General features: G+C 75.7%; 14 protein-coding genes. 9 read left to right on the top strand and 5 right to left on the bottom strand.

The window, feature by feature from the left end; all coding sequences use genetic code 11:
- Positions 1–41: 41 nt before the first annotated feature.
- The 5 genes from HNR61_RS37360 to HNR61_RS37340 are packed head-to-tail and all read left to right on the top strand — an operon-like array spanning position 42 to position 4,506.
- A complete protein-coding gene (locus HNR61_RS37360) occupies positions 42–977 on the top strand; it encodes a carbohydrate ABC transporter permease (protein ID WP_312898292.1) in 936 nt (311 codons plus the stop codon).
- Complete coding sequence (locus HNR61_RS37355; protein ID WP_182847848.1) at positions 977–1,843, top strand: carbohydrate ABC transporter permease; 867 nt, start codon at positions 977–979, stop codon at positions 1,841–1,843. The genes HNR61_RS37360 and HNR61_RS37355 overlap by 1 nt, the downstream gene beginning before the upstream one ends.
- Positions 1,840–2,562: an amidohydrolase family protein gene (locus HNR61_RS37350; RefSeq protein WP_182847847.1), complete on the top strand. Its 723-nt coding sequence runs from the start codon at positions 1,840–1,842 to the stop codon at positions 2,560–2,562. The genes HNR61_RS37355 and HNR61_RS37350 overlap by 4 nt, the downstream gene beginning before the upstream one ends.
- Positions 2,549–3,334 carry an amidohydrolase family protein gene (locus HNR61_RS37345; RefSeq protein WP_220510256.1) on the top strand — a complete coding sequence of 262 codons (786 nt, stop codon included), beginning with the start codon at positions 2,549–2,551 and terminating at the stop codon, positions 3,332–3,334. Before HNR61_RS37350 ends, HNR61_RS37345 begins: the two co-directional genes overlap by 14 nt.
- Positions 3,331–4,506: a DegT/DnrJ/EryC1/StrS family aminotransferase gene (locus HNR61_RS37340; protein ID WP_182847846.1), complete on the top strand. Its 1,176-nt coding sequence runs from the start codon at positions 3,331–3,333 to the stop codon at positions 4,504–4,506. Before HNR61_RS37345 ends, HNR61_RS37340 begins: the two co-directional genes overlap by 4 nt.
- A 59-nt stretch (positions 4,507–4,565) precedes the next feature.
- On the opposite strand, the gene HNR61_RS37335 is transcribed toward HNR61_RS37340, so the two are convergent.
- Entirely contained in the window at positions 4,566–5,540 is a 975-nt protein-coding gene (locus HNR61_RS37335) for an LLM class flavin-dependent oxidoreductase (protein ID WP_182847845.1), read from the bottom strand.
- A 97-nt stretch (positions 5,541–5,637) separates the two neighbouring features.
- Here HNR61_RS37335 and HNR61_RS37330 point away from each other — a divergent pair, with 97 nt between their 5' ends.
- Both HNR61_RS37330 and HNR61_RS37325 read left to right on the top strand, forming a co-directional pair.
- Positions 5,638–6,756, top strand: coding sequence for a mandelate racemase/muconate lactonizing enzyme family protein (locus HNR61_RS37330; protein ID WP_220510255.1), 1,119 nt, complete (start codon positions 5,638–5,640; stop codon positions 6,754–6,756).
- Between the two features lie 34 nt (positions 6,757–6,790).
- Positions 6,791–7,765 carry a dihydrodipicolinate synthase family protein gene (locus HNR61_RS37325; protein ID WP_182847843.1) on the top strand — a complete coding sequence of 325 codons (975 nt, stop codon included), beginning with the start codon at positions 6,791–6,793 and terminating at the stop codon, positions 7,763–7,765.
- On the opposite strand, the gene HNR61_RS37320 is transcribed toward HNR61_RS37325, so the two are convergent.
- From HNR61_RS37320 to HNR61_RS37305, 4 genes are read right to left on the bottom strand one after another with little or no spacing between them, the layout of a single operon-like run.
- Positions 7,731–8,624: a Gfo/Idh/MocA family protein gene (locus tag HNR61_RS37320; protein ID WP_182847842.1), complete on the bottom strand. Its 894-nt coding sequence runs from the start codon at positions 8,622–8,624 to the stop codon at positions 7,731–7,733. The genes HNR61_RS37325 and HNR61_RS37320 overlap by 35 nt on opposite strands.
- Complete coding sequence (locus tag HNR61_RS37315; protein WP_182847841.1) at positions 8,621–9,382, bottom strand: amidohydrolase family protein; 762 nt, start codon at positions 9,380–9,382, stop codon at positions 8,621–8,623. Before HNR61_RS37315 ends, HNR61_RS37320 begins: the two co-directional genes overlap by 4 nt.
- Positions 9,382–10,137 carry an amidohydrolase family protein gene (locus HNR61_RS37310; RefSeq protein ID WP_182847840.1) on the bottom strand — a complete coding sequence of 252 codons (756 nt, stop codon included), beginning with the start codon at positions 10,135–10,137 and terminating at the stop codon, positions 9,382–9,384. The genes HNR61_RS37315 and HNR61_RS37310 overlap by 1 nt, the downstream gene beginning before the upstream one ends.
- Positions 10,127–11,272, bottom strand: a complete 1,146-nt coding sequence (locus tag HNR61_RS37305) for a DegT/DnrJ/EryC1/StrS family aminotransferase (RefSeq protein ID WP_312898291.1) — start codon at positions 11,270–11,272, stop codon at positions 10,127–10,129. The genes HNR61_RS37310 and HNR61_RS37305 overlap by 11 nt, the downstream gene beginning before the upstream one ends.
- Positions 11,273–11,467: 195 nt before the next feature.
- On the opposite strand from HNR61_RS37305, the gene HNR61_RS37300 reads away from it, so the two are divergent.
- Together HNR61_RS37300 and HNR61_RS37295 are read left to right on the top strand one after the other, a co-directional pair.
- Entirely contained in the window at positions 11,468–12,694 is a 1,227-nt protein-coding gene (locus HNR61_RS37300) for a hypothetical protein (RefSeq protein ID WP_182847838.1), read from the top strand.
- Positions 12,695–12,886: 192 nt separating this feature from the next.
- Entirely contained in the window at positions 12,887–13,525 is a 639-nt protein-coding gene (locus HNR61_RS37295) for a hypothetical protein (RefSeq protein WP_182847837.1), read from the top strand.
- Positions 13,526–13,571 lie beyond the last annotated feature (46 nt).

The following is a 13,571-nucleotide window of genomic DNA, read 5'->3' as shown; positions in this document are numbered from 1 at the left end:
CGTCCGCCGCGGCCCGCACCCCGCCCTTCTTGGAGGTGCCGGTGACGCTGTCCCCACCCGTGCGGAAGACGCCGGAGCGGCGGGCGGAGCGGCCCCCCGCGCGGCGGACCCCCGGCAGGCGGGCGCGGCAGGCGCGCGCCGGGCTGCTGTTCGTCGCCCCGATGCTGCTGCTGTTCGTGGTGTTCCGGTTCGTGCCGGCCGCGGGCGCGTTCCTGCTGTCGCTGACCGACTACCGGCTGAACGGCGAGTGGTCGTTCGTCGGCGCCGACAACTACACCAGGCTGGCCGGGGACGACCTGTTCCACCGGAGCCTGGTCGTCACCCTCACCTACGTGGCGGTGTTCGTGCCGCTGACGGTGCTGCTGTCGCTGGGGACCGCCCTGCTGCTGCACCAGGTGGTGTGGGCGCGCGGCTTCTTCCGCGGGGTGTTCTTCCTGCCGTACGTGACCAGCATCGTGCTGGCCGCGGTGATCTGGAAGTGGATCTACGACGCCGAGGACGGCCTGCTGAACGGGCTGCTGAAGCCGCTGTCGCTCGGCCCGGTGGACTTCCTCGGCCAGTCCGGGCTGGTGCTGCCGTCGATCGCGGCGACCTCGGCGTGGAAGGGCTTCGGCTACTCGATGCTGATCCTGCTGGCCGGGCTGCAGTCCATCCCGCGCTCCTACACCGAGGCCGCCGAGATCGACGGCGCCTCGGCGTGGCAGCGGTTCCGGTACGTCACCCTGCCGCTGCTGCGGCCGGTGCTGTTCTTCGTGCTGGTGATCGAGACCATCGCCGCGTTCCAGGTCTTCGACGCGATGTACGTGATGACGGGGGGCGGGCCGGTGCGTTCCAGCTACTCGCTGGTCTATCTGCTGTACGACTCGGGCTTCAAGTTCTTCGACTTCGGCTACGCGAGCGCGATCGGCCTGGTGCTGTTCGCGATCGTGCTGGTCATCTCGCTCGTGCAGCGCCGTTTCGTGGGGCGGGAGGACTGATGGCGACGATGACGCGGACGCCGCGCGCGCCCGGGCGGGCCCGGGGCCGCCGGCGCGGCCCGGTGGCCCGGCTCACGCTGCCGACGCTGCTGCTGCTCACCGCGCTGGTGACGATCACGCCGTTCGTGGCGATGGTGCTGGTGGCCTTCGCGCCGCCGGGCGGGCGCACGTTCCCCGACGCGTTCGTGCCGACCCGGATCACCTGGGACAACTTCGCCGACGTGCTGGCCGGCTCCGATATCGTGCGGTGGACGGTCAACTCGCTGGTGTACTCGCTGCTGTCGGTGGTGCTGATCCTGCTGTTCGCGGCGATGGCCGGCTACGCGTTCGCCAAGAAGCGCTTCCCCGGGCGCGAGGTGATGTTCTGGTCGTTCCTGGCGACGCTGATGGTGCCGTTCCAGGCCACGCTCATCCCCACCTACATCCTGGTGACCGAGCTCGGCGGGGTGGACTCCTACTGGGGGCTGGTGGTGCCGACGCTGGCCAACTCCCAGGCGGTCTTCCTGATGCGGCAGTTCATCGCGCAGCTTCCGGGCGAGCTGTTCGAGGCCGCCGAGATCGACGGCGCGTCCGAGTGGCGGATCTTCACCACGATCGTGCTGCCGCTGGTCCGCCCGGCGCTGGCCACCCTCGGGGTGTTCGTGTTCCTGTGGCACTGGAACGACTTCCTGTGGCCGCTGGTGGTGGGGCAGTCCGACCGGATGCGGACGCTGACGGTCGGGCTCGCCACGCTGCAGAGCGAGAACGTCCCGATCAACCAGGTCATGGCCGGCGCGACGATCACGGTGCTGCCGAGCCTGCTGGTGTTCGGCCTGCTCCAGCGCTACCTGACCGACAGCATCGCCACGACCGGGCTGAAGTCGTGACCGTCGTCGACGTCAACCGGATCCTCGGCCCGGTGCCCACCGACGAGGTCCCCGGCCGGGACGCGGCCGGGACGCTCGCCGAGCTGGACCGGCTCGGCATCGACGCGGCCTGCGTCGTCCACTCGCACGCGCTCCACTACGACCCGGACGCCGGCAACGCGGCGCTGCCCCGGGACGAGGACCGGCTCGTCCCGGTCCCGGTCCTGGTGCCCGGACCGCTGGGCACCGCGCCCTCGGCCGTGCCGCACGGCGGCCTGGCGCGGCTGTGCCCGGCCGCGCACCGCTTCGCGCTGACCGGCCCGCACGGCCTGGCCCTGGCGCGCGAGCTGGCCGACCGGGGCACCGCGGTGCTGCTCGGCTGGGACTCGGCGCCCGCCGCCGAGATCGACCGGCTGGCCGCCGAGGTCCCCGGCCTGACCCTCGTGCTGGTCAACACCGGCTACCGGAGCCTGCGCGAGCTGGCCGACCTGATGGACGCCCGGCCCCGGATCGCGGTCGACACCGCGACGCTCAGCGGGCACCTGGCCGTGGAGTGGGTCGCCCGGCGGTACGGCGCGCACCGGGTGCTGTTCGGGACCGGGTCGCCGGTCACCGACGACGCCGGGCCCCGGTTCCAGCTCGACCTGCTGGACCTGCCCGCCGCCGACGTCGCGCTGATCGCCGGGGGCAACGCGCGGGCCCTGCTGGGCCGGGGGAGGGACCGGCATGGGAGGGACTGACGTGGACGGCGGCTGGCACGGGCGCGTCATCGACGCCCACGGGCACCTCGGCTCCTGGTTCAACTTCGCGATCCCCGACGCGTCGACCGACGGCCTGCTGCGGGTGATGGACCGCTGCGGGGTCGCCACCATGTGCGTCTCGCACCTGCTCGGCGTGGGCCCGGACGCGCGGTCCGGCAACGCCCTGCTGCTGGCGGAGCTGGCCCGGCATCCGGGGCGCCTGCTCGGCTACGCCGTCCACGACCCGCACGACCCGGAGGGCCCCGGGCGGCTGGCCGAGCTGCTGGAGGCGCCCGGGGTGATCGGGGTCAAGCTCCACCCCGACACCCACGAGCACCCCCTGGACGGGCCCGGTTACGCGCCCGCCCTCGCCCTGGCCGCCGAGCGCGGCGCCCTGGTGCTGTCGCACGGCCAGCACGGCTCCCCCTGGTCGGACCCGGCGCGGTTCGCGGCGGTCGCCGGGCGGCACCCGTCCCTGCGGCTGCTGCTGGGCCACGCCGGGCTGTGGCCCACGGGGTTCGCCGCCGCGGCCGGGGTGGCCCGGCGCCACCCGAACGTGACGCTGGAGATCTGCGGGTCGCGGATGACCGCCCGGCACCTGGCGCGGCTGGTGGCCGAGGTGGGCGCCGACCGCGTGGTGTTCGGCTCCGACGCGCTGTTCCTGGACCTGCGCGTCGGTCTCGGCCGGGTGGTGCTGGCCCCGCTGGCCCCGGCCGACCGCGACCTGCTGCTGTTCGGCACCATGACCCGGCTCCTGGAGGGACCGCGATGACCCTGGCCCTGGACGGCGGCGCGCCCGTGCGCACCGAGGGGTGGCCGGCCTGGCCGCCGCCCGCGACCGACGAGCAGCGCGCGCTGCTGCTGGAGGTCCTGGACGGCGGCCGGTGGGGCGCGACCGCCGGGACGAGGGTGGAGGAGTTCGCCGGCGCGTTCGCGGCCTCGGTCGGCGCCCGGCACGGGGTGTGCGTGGTCAACGGGACGGTCGCGCTGTTCCTGGCGCTGCGCGCCCTCGGGGTCGGCCGCGACGACGAGGTGATCGTTCCGGCCTACACCTTCGTGGCGAGCGCGACGGCGGTGGTCCTGGCGGGCGCCCGCCCGGTGCTCGCCGACGTCACGCCCGGCACCCTGCACCTGGACCCGGCCGCCGTGGACCGGCTCGCCGGGCCCCGCACCCGGGCCGTCATGCCGGTGCACCTGGCCGGGGCGCCCGCCGACGCCGACGCGCTGGGCGCGGTGGCGCGGGCGCACGGCCTGGCGGTGGTCGAGGACGCCGCCCAGGCCCACGGCGCCGCCTGGCGCGGCCGCCCGGCCGGGACGCTCGGCGACGCCGCCTGCTTCAGCTTCCAGTCGAGCAAGGCGATGACGGCGGGCGAGGGCGGGGTCGTCGTGACCGACGACCGCGCGGTGTACGAACGCGTGTGGTCGCTGCACAACGTCGGCCGCCGCCTGGAGGGCGGCTGGTACGAGCACCCCGAGGTGGGGTGGAACCTGCGGATGACCGAGTTCCAGGCCGCCGTGCTGCTGCCCCAGCTCGGCGCGCTGGACGGCCAGCTCGCCGCCCGCGAGCGGGCCGCCGCCCGGCTCGCGGGCGGGCTGGCCGCCGTCGGGGGCCTGGAACTGCTGCCCGGTCCGGACGGCACCACCCGGCACAGCCGCCATCTCGGGCTGGTGCGGTACGACGCGCGGGCGTTCGGCGGGCGGCCCAAGGCCGACTTCGTCGCCGCGATGGCGGCCGAGGGCGTCCCGCTCGACGCGGGCTACCGCTCCCTGTCGCGCGAGCGGGCGCTGCGCCCGTACACCGGGGAGGTGTCCTGCCCGGTGGCCGAGGCGGCGGAGGACTCGGTGGTGTGGCTCCGCCAGCACCTTCTGATGGCCGACGACCGCGCCCTGGACGACATCGTCACCGCCGCCGCCAAGGTGCGGGGCGCGTTCCGCGCGGGCTGAGCGCCGCGCGGAACGCGCCCGGTTCCGGTCCCTGCCGGAAGGCGCGCCCCGGGGGCGTCTCAGCCGGAGAGCACCTCGGCGCCGAACGTCTCGATCGCCCGCAGCGCGTCGGCCTGCGGCATGCCGGGCGGCTGGACGCGCAGCACGACGCCGTCGGCGCCCATCGCCCCGTAGTGCGCGAGCCGCTCGGCGCACTCGCCCGGGGAGCCGACGACACCGCGCGCGGTGATGTCGTCCCAGCCCTGGGCGTAGCGGGCGGCGTCCGGCGAGGTGCGCTTCCAGCCGGTGTAGGCGTCGTAGAGGCCGCGCAGCGGGCCCTCCAGCGCCCGCCGGGCGGCCTGGGAGGTGGGCGCGGCGTACCCCTCGCGGCACACGATGACCTCGTGGCCGAGCGTGCCCGCCCCGCGCGGGTGGGAGCGGTACTCGGCGATCTTGCCGGGCAGGTCGGCGTCGGTCTCGTTGAACGAGGTGGTCCAGCCGTCGCACATGCGGGCGGTGCGCTCCAGGGCCGCCGGGACCCGGCCGCCGTTCCACAGCCGCGGCCGGGGGTCCTGCGCGGGCCGCGGCGACAGGAACGCGCCCTCCAGCGTGGTGAAGCGGCCCCGGTGGGAGACCTCCTCCCCGGTCCACAGCCGGGTCACCAGGGTCAGGCACTCCTCGAACCTGGCGACCCGCTCCGACGGCTCCACGCCGTACAGCGCGAACTCCTCGGGCCGGTAGCCGAGCACGAACCCGGCCGTCACCCGCCCGCCGGACAGCACGTCCAGGTGCGCGAGGGTCTCGGCGAGCACGACGGGGTGGTGGAAGGGCGCGACGATCCCGGCGGTGGCCAGGCCGATCCGCTCGGTGTGGGCGGCCAGCCAGGTCAGCGAGGTGAGGACCTCGTGGTAGCCGGGCCGGTGCAGGTGGCGTTCGCCCAGCACAACCCAGGAGAAGCCGGCCTGCTCGGCGAGGCGGGCCTGCTCCACCGCGTCCCGCAGGGACGGCCGGGCCGTCCCGTCGCCGTAGAGATTGAGGTACAGCCCGAGGCGCATGGGACCGCCTTCCATTGACATCGACCGACCGGGGTACTTACGGTCTAGACCGTAAATGGTTCGGCCCCGAATTGCGACCCCCCAGAGGAGCCCGGTCTTGAGCGTCGCCCCCAACCAGGTCGTCACCCGTCCCGGCGCGGGCGGCGACCGCATCGCCGCCGTCGGCACCCGCGTGGTCCGGGCGCCCTACCGGCGGCCGTTCCAGATCAGCAGCGGGACCACCGCCGAGCTGGTCAGCCTCGTGGTGGAGGTCGAGACGGCCGGGGGCGCCCGCGGGGTCGGCGAGACCACGCCGATGACCGCCTACACCGGCGAGACGCTCGCCGGGATCGACGCGGCGATCCGCGAGCACCTGGCGCCCGCGCTGGTCGGCCGCGACCCGCTCGACCGCGCCGGCGCGCACCTGGCGATGGACGCCGCCCTGCGCGGGCAGCACGTCGCCAAGGCCGGTCTCGACATCGCCCTGCACGACCTGGCCGGGCGGCTCGCCGGCTGGCCGGTGCACGCGCTGCTGGGCGGCCGGGTCCGCGACCGGGTGCCGATCGCCTGGGTGGTGGGCCTCGGCACGCTGGACGAGATGGCGGCCGAGGCGGCCGCGCACGCCGCCCGCGGCTTCCGGCACATCAAGGTCAAGGGCGGCCACGACCCCGCCCGCGACCTGGAGCTGGTCCGCGCCGTGCGCGCCGTCCTGCCCGCCGACGCCGAGCTGTGCCTGGACGCCAACGAGGGCTACGACGCCACCACCGCGCTGCCGACGCTGGCCAGGATGGCCGACGCCGGGCTGACGCTGCTGGAGCAGCCGCTGCCGCACTGGGACGTCACGGGGATGGCCCGGCTGCGCGAGCGGCTGGAGGTGCGGGTGATGGCGGACGAGAGCGTGCGGTCGCCCCAGGACGCCCTGGAGATCGTCCGGCGCGGCGCCGCCGACGTGCTCAACATCAAGGTCCTCAAGGTCGGCGGGCTGCACCGCGCGCTGCGGGTCGCGGCGGTCGCCGAGGCCGCCGGGATCGCGGTGAAGATCGGTTCGATGCCCGAGCTGGGCGTGGCCACGCTCGCCGCGCTGCACCTGGCCGCCGCGCTGCCGGGCGCCACCGTCCCGGCGGACCTGGTGGGCCCGCTGCTGGTCGACGCCGAGCCGCTGGCCCCCGGCGCGTTCGCCGTCGCCGACGGCTCGGTGGCGGTCCCCACGGCCCCCGGCCTCGGCCACGACCTCTGACGCAGCCCCGCCCCCTGACAGGAAAGGTCCCGCGATGCATCCTCTCGTCGAGCGGCTGCGCGGCGCGCTGCTGCCCGCCGTCGTCACCCCCATGGACCGGCACGGCGTCGTCGACCACGACGCGCTGGCCGACTACGCCGTCCGCGTCGCCGAGGGGCCGGTCGGCGGCGTCGCGGTGTGGGCGCACACCGGGCGCGGGCTCCATCTGAGCGAGGACGACCGGTCCCGGGTGCTGGCCACCTGGCGGCAGGCGACGGCGGCGCCCCTGGTGGCGGGGGTCGGCGTGCCGCGCGCGGTGACCGCCCCGGACCCGGGCCGGGCCGCCGACGCCACCGTCGCGATGGCGGTGCGCGCCGCCGAGCTGGGCGCCGACGCCGTCATGGTGTACCCGGTGGCCGCGCTGGGCGCGCTGCCCGACGGCCACGACCGGGCCGTGCGGCTGCACGAGCGGGTCGCGGCCGAGAGCGGGCTGCCGCTGGTGGGCTTCTACCTGCACGGCGAGGCGGGCGGCTACCCCTACCCGCCGGAACTGGTCCGCGAGCTGCTGGCGCTGCCGTCGATGCTGGGGATCAAGACCGCCACGCTCGACCGGGCGATCGGCTGCCAGGACGCGATCTGGGCGGCCCGCGGCACCGGCAAGCTGACGATCACCGGTGAGGACCGGATGTTCGGGCCGTCGCTGATGTGGGGCGCCGACACCGCCCTGGTCGGCATCGCAGCCGCCCGGGCCGACCTGACGGCCGACGTGATGCGGGCCTGGGCGGCGGGCGACCACACCGCGTTCGTGGCGGCCTCCGACCGGCTGGACCGCTTCGCCGCCGTCACGTTCCTGGCCCCCATCGAGGGCTACGTGCAGCGGATGATGTGGGCCGCGGCGCACGAGGGACTGCTGCCCGAGGACGCGGCCCACGATCCGTACGGCCCCCCGCTTCCGGCGGCCGAGCGCGCCGCCGTCGTCGCCCGCCTCGACGCGCTCAGCCCAGCGAGCGGGCGTCCAGCGCGGCGCTGAGCACCTCGCGGGCCGTCGCCCAGGGGACGGCGGCCCGCCCCGCGGCGGCCGCGTCGAGGAAGGCGTCGATCGTCGCCGCGTAGCCCAGGGACGTCATCGGGTCCGCGCCGGGCTCGGGGAGCGACACGGTGTGCGCGCCCTCCGGCGTCTGGACCGCGACCTCGTAGCGTTCCTCGTCGGTGGCGCCGAGGACCTCCACGACGCCGTACCGCCCGGCGGGCCCGCCCAGCGCGATCACTGCGGTGTCCTCCGAGAGCGTGCCGTGGTGGACGTGGACGGCCCCGGCCGCCCAGCGGGCGCCGAGGCCGGGCCCGAGCAGCGCCGAGACCAGCTCCACCCCGTGCAGGCCCATCGTCAGCAGCGTGCCGCCGCCCTCGCCGGGGTCGTCGAGCCAGCGGCGGCCGGGCTCCAGGTAGGCGGTCACCGAGTGCCGCACCGTCACCCGGACGCCGAGCACGGTCGCTTCCCGGAGCCGCCGGGCGAGCCGCGTGACCCCGGGCGCGAACCGCAGCACCGAGCAGGTCGTCACCGGGGCCGGGGCGGCGGAGACGACCTCGTCCAGCCGGTCCAGGTCCGCGCGCGTGCCGACGGCGGGCTTGGTGACGAACACCGGAATCCCGGCCCCGGCGAGCCGCCGCACCACCGCGGGCACGGCGGCCGGGCGGCAGGTCACCACGGCGGCGTCCGGCCGCGCGGCGACCAGGTCGTCCAGGGCGGCGACGGCGCGGGCGCCGTGCTCGGCGGCGAAGCGCCCGTCGTCGCCCCAGACCACCAGGTCGGTGACGCCGCGCTCGCGCAGCAGCCGGGCGTCGGCCCCCGGATGGAACGTCGTGGCCAGCCCGGCGAACCCCACCCTCACGCGGGCTCCGGCGGCGACAGCCCGAACAGGTCGGCGGCGTTGCGCCACAGCACCCGCTCGCGTTCGGCGTCGGTGAACCCCGCGTCGCGCACCACGCCCAGCGCCACGCACGGGTCGACCAGCGTCGAGTCGGTCCCGAACAGGAACCGCTCGACGGGCACCCCGGCGGCCCGCGCGTAGGCGACGCGCCCGGAGTCGGGGAGGGTGCGGCAGTGCTCCAGGTAGAGCCGGTCGCAGGCGGCCGCGGCGTGGGCGGCCTCCCGCCAGGCGTCGCCCCCGGCGTGCCCCACGATGACGCGCAGCCGGGGGCGGTCGGCCAGCAGCCCCGGCAGCAGCGCCACGTCCGGGCCCCAGGTGTGCAGCAGCAGCGGCGCGCCGACCTCGTCGAGCATGGCGAACGCCTCGGCCATCCACGGCGACCCGATCGGCACGCCGGGGTAGGTGGTGTGGATCTTGGCGCCGAGGAACCGCCCGGTCGCCAGGCACGCCCGCAGGTCCTCGGCGCTGCGCTCCAGGCGGTTGGGGTTGACGACCGCGTAGCCGTACAGGCGCGGGCACCCGGCCAGCGTCTCGGCGAGGGCGGCGTTGCCCGCCACGGCGTCGTACACGACCGCCTCGGACGCCGAGACGATCTGCAGGTCGATCCCGTAGCGGTCCATCAGCTCCAGGTTGAGCGCGGCGTCGCCGGGGGCCGCGCCGCCGGTGTCCATGAGGAACGGCCAGGGTCCCCAGTGGCCGTGCACATCGATGATCGGCATCAGTCCCCCTCCCCCAGCAATGCCGCCACGGTGCCGCCCGCGATCAGCCGGCGCTCGGCGGCGCCGATCCGCGCGTAGCGCAGCCGCAGCGTCTGCGGGGACAGGTCGACCAGCGGGGTGCGCGAGCCGAAGACCAGCCGGTCCGCGCCGACGGTGCCGGCGACCCGCTCGATCGCGTCCGGCGACGACAGCAGCCGCGTGGTGGCCCGGAAGCCCGGCTCGTCCCGCGCCATCAGCAGGAAGTCGGCGAGCAGGTAGACGTGCAGGTCCAGGAAGACCACCTCGGCGCCCCGCCCGGCCAGCGCCGGGCCGAACCGGCGCGGGTCGCCGTCGTGCAGCAGCACCATGCCCCGGGCCGCCGCCTGCTCCACCACGTGGGCGTGCCCGGGAAAGCCCGGTTCGACGCCCTGCTGGACGGTGAACAGGCGCAGGAAGCGGACGCCGCGCTCGGCCATCTCGTCCAGCAGCTCCCCGGCCGCCCACGCGTTCCGCAGGTCGACGGTGCCCACCGGGACCAGGTCGGGGGCGGCGGTCCGGAAGGTCTCGGCGTTGCCCGCGGCGGCGTCGAACAGCGCGCCCCTGGCCGAGACGGCCAGGGCGCGCGCGACCCCGCCGGCGCGCAGCCGCCCCCGCACGACGTCCAGCCCGAGGTCGCCCGGCGCCGAGGGCCAGGCGCCGAACAGGACGTCCACGTCGTAGGCGATGTCCTCGTCCGCGGTGCGGATCAGCCAGTCGGGCGCCGCCTCAGGAGACATCGGCGTGCACCCTCCGGACCGCGTGCGCGATGTCGTCGACGTCGCCGTCGGTGTAGCCCTCGTTCCAGGGCAGGGCGACCAGGGTCCGTTCGATGAGCCGTTCGGCGTTCGGGCACAGCCCCGCCGGGTACCCGCGGTCGAGGGGGAAGCGGGAGCCGCCGTAGACGGGGGCGCCGGCGAGGGCCGGGTTGGCGTAGAGGGGGCGTTCCAGGTATCCGGCCAGCGCCGGGATCCCCTCGGCGGCCAGCCCGCCGGCCCAGGCGCGGTTGCCGGGCCGGTCGGGGACGGTGAGGGGGAACATCCACCACGCGTGCCCGCGGGGGTCGGGCAGGCCGAGGCCCGGCAGGCCGGCGAGCGCCGCGAGGAGCCGCGCGGCGCGTTCCCTCCGGCGGGCCACCACACCGGCGACCTTCCCGACCTGGGCGCGGGCCACCGCCGCCGCCAGCTCGGTCATCCGGTAGTTGAGGCCGAACGCCAGGTGGACGCGGCCGAGGGCGCGGTCCCAGCCCTTGTCCATGAACAGCCGCATGCGCCGGGCCAGTTCGGGGTCGGCGGTCATCGCCAGCCCGCCGTCCCCGGCGGTGATGTGCTTGTACTGCTGGAGGCTGAGGCAGGCGACGTCGCCGTGGCGTCCCAGCGGCCCGCCGTCCGGGGCGGTGCCCAGCCAGGCCTGCGCGCAGTCCTCGACCAGCGCCAGGCCGTGCCGGTCGGCGACCGCGCGCAGCGCCGCCGTGTCGGCCGGGGCGCCGAACAGGTGCACCGCGATGATCGCCCTGGTGCGCGGGGTGATCGCCGCCTCCACCGCGGCCGGGTCCAGGTTGCCGGTGGCGGGATCCACGTCCGCGAAGACAGGGACGGCGTTTTGCGCGAGGATCGGCGCGACGGTTCCGAAGTCGGAGATGGGAGTGGTGATGACCTCGTCGCCGGGCTCGGGCCCGACGGCGGCGACCGCCAGGTGCAGCGCGGCGGTGCCGGAGGAGCACGCCACGACCTCGCGGCCGTACAGCGCGCCCACCTCGGCCTCCAGGGCGCGCGTCTCGGTGCCGAAGGTGCCGCACAGCACGGCCGAGTCGAGCACGCGCAGCACCGCCGCGCGTTCTTCGGCGCCGATCGTGCGGCCCCGGGGTTCGAGCACTCCGGGCAGCGGATCCCGGCGAACCGGCGGTCGGGACACGGGCCACCCCCACGATCACAAATTAAGGTCTTGACCGAAATCTAGAATCCTGACGTCTTCACGTCAAGGGTGTCCTCCCCGTTCGTCACGCGCCAGCAAGACTTGGGTAGGATCACCGATTGAGGGCCTGACCCAAACTGGAAAGAGCGAGGTGCCGTGTCCGTCACCATCGGGATCGTGGGGCCGGAGGACCTGGTCCACCGGGTCGTCGCGGTCGGGAGCGAGAGCGGGTCCGCCGTGCTCGCGGCGCTGCCCTACCAGCACGAGAGCGAGACGGTCGCGATCGTCGAGGAGGCCCAGGAACGCGTCGACGCGTTCCTGTTCACCGGCGTCGTCCCCTACACCGCCGCCACGGCGGCCGGCGTGCTCGCCCGGCCCGCCATGTACATCTCCTACGACGGCGCCACCCTGCTGCGCGCCCTGGTCGAGCTGCTGCGGCTGGGACACGACGTCACCCGCACCTCGATCGACACGCTGCGGCGCGCCGAGGTCATGGAGACCCTCACCGAGGCCAAGCTGCCCACCGACCACGTGCACGTGCTGCCCTACCGGCCCGGCCTGACCTCCGACGACATCGTGGCCTTCCACCGCTCGGCCCGGGAGAGGCACGACACCCGGGTGGCGATCACCTGCCTGGGCTCGGCGTTCCACACGCTGGAGACCGAGATGCAGGCGGTGCGGCTGGCGCCGTCGCGCTACTCGATCCGTTCGGCCCTCCAGACGCTGGTGCTGACCACCAGCGGCCGACACGCCGGCGACGCCCAGGTCGCGCTGGGGCTGATCGAGCTGCCCGAGCCCGACGACCGGCTCGCCGACGACCTGGTCACCCTCGGCGGGAGCCTGGCGTCCCTGCCCGACGGGCGCCACCTGCTGGTCACCACCCGGGGGCTGCTCGAACAGGCCACCGAGCGGTTCACCCGCATGCCGCTGCTGGACCTGCTGGCGGCCCGCCACCCGACCGCGCACATCGGCTTCGGGCTGGGCCGCACCGCCGCCGAGGCCGAGTCGCTCGCCCGCCGCGCCATCAACCGCGCGGCCTCCGTCGGAGCGGTGGCCGGCGTGGTCTCCATGGCCGACGACGTCGACATCGTGATCGAGCCCGACGGCGAGGGGCGGCCCGCCGAGCGCGGCCCGGAGAGCCTGCCGCTCCTCGCCCGCCGGGTCGGCCTCAACCCGCAGACGCTGCTGCGCCTGCGGGAGCTGGTCGCCGCGCTGCCCGACGGCATGACCACCCACGACGTCGCCGAGCATCTGGTGGTCCAGCAGCGCACCGCCCGCCGCGTCCTCAAACGCCTCGAACGCGCGGGCGTGGCCGCCCCCATCGGCAGCCAGCAGCAGGGCCGCACCGGCCGCCCGCCCACCATCTACCGCCTCCACCTGTAGGGCGGCCGCCCCCCTGGCCCGATCGTGGCCGCCTTCACCAGGTGACCCCAGGCGTGCCGCCGACGGTCGACCCGCGGGTCCCGTCGACGCCGGCCCGACAGGCGCTCCCCCTTCGCCGGCTCTCGCGGCGCGGTCGACAGACGGCCCCGGAGCACGCTGTGATGGCCCCGTCCACCACGGGAAGGAACCACCATGCGCCCCGGACCCGAACCCCCTCCCGAGTGGCGGGGGCTGGTCAACGCCGTGCTGTACACGCTGCTCTTCGCCGACCTGCGCGACCGCGGGCTCGCCGACCGCTGCGTCCGGGGCCTGCTGACCGAACCGCTGCTGGACCTCTCCCCCGAGCAGGAGTACGCGCTGCTCAGCGACGCCCTCGCCTCCGGCGGGAGGCTGACCGATCCCGAGACGTCGATCCCGCAGCCGCACTCCGAGGAAGAGATCCGCGCGTTCCTGGGGGACGTCCTGCGCCGCATGGACGAGGCGCGCCCGTGGCCGGTCCCGCCGTTCCGGAGCGTCCCGCCGTGGCCCCCGGAGCAGATCGCGGCCGCCGCGCGCATCGGACGCGTCCCCATGAGCGAATTCGACGTGACGGACCGGATCCGCAGGTCGTTCCAGCGGAGGACACTCGACGGCCGCGAGCGCTCCACCCTCACCCTGGCGCTCTCCTCGGGCACGGAGGTCACCCTCATCACCCCCTGGCGAAGGAGCGGGGACGTCACCGTCCTGGTGCGCGACGGCGAGCAGATCCCCGAAGCCCGCCACGAGTTCCAGGAGGCGACGGGCCTCCCCCTCGACCGCCCGCCCCGCGGCCGGGGCTTCCGCTTCCGATGACCGCGCGTGCCGCGGGGCGTGTCGGGGGGGGCGTGGCAGGATCTGC

This window comes from Actinomadura kijaniata, from assembly GCF_014138665.1.
Classification (GTDB): domain Bacteria; phylum Actinomycetota; class Actinomycetes; order Streptosporangiales; family Streptosporangiaceae; genus Spirillospora; species Spirillospora kijaniata.
This window is presented reverse-complemented; position numbering and strand designations above follow the sequence as displayed.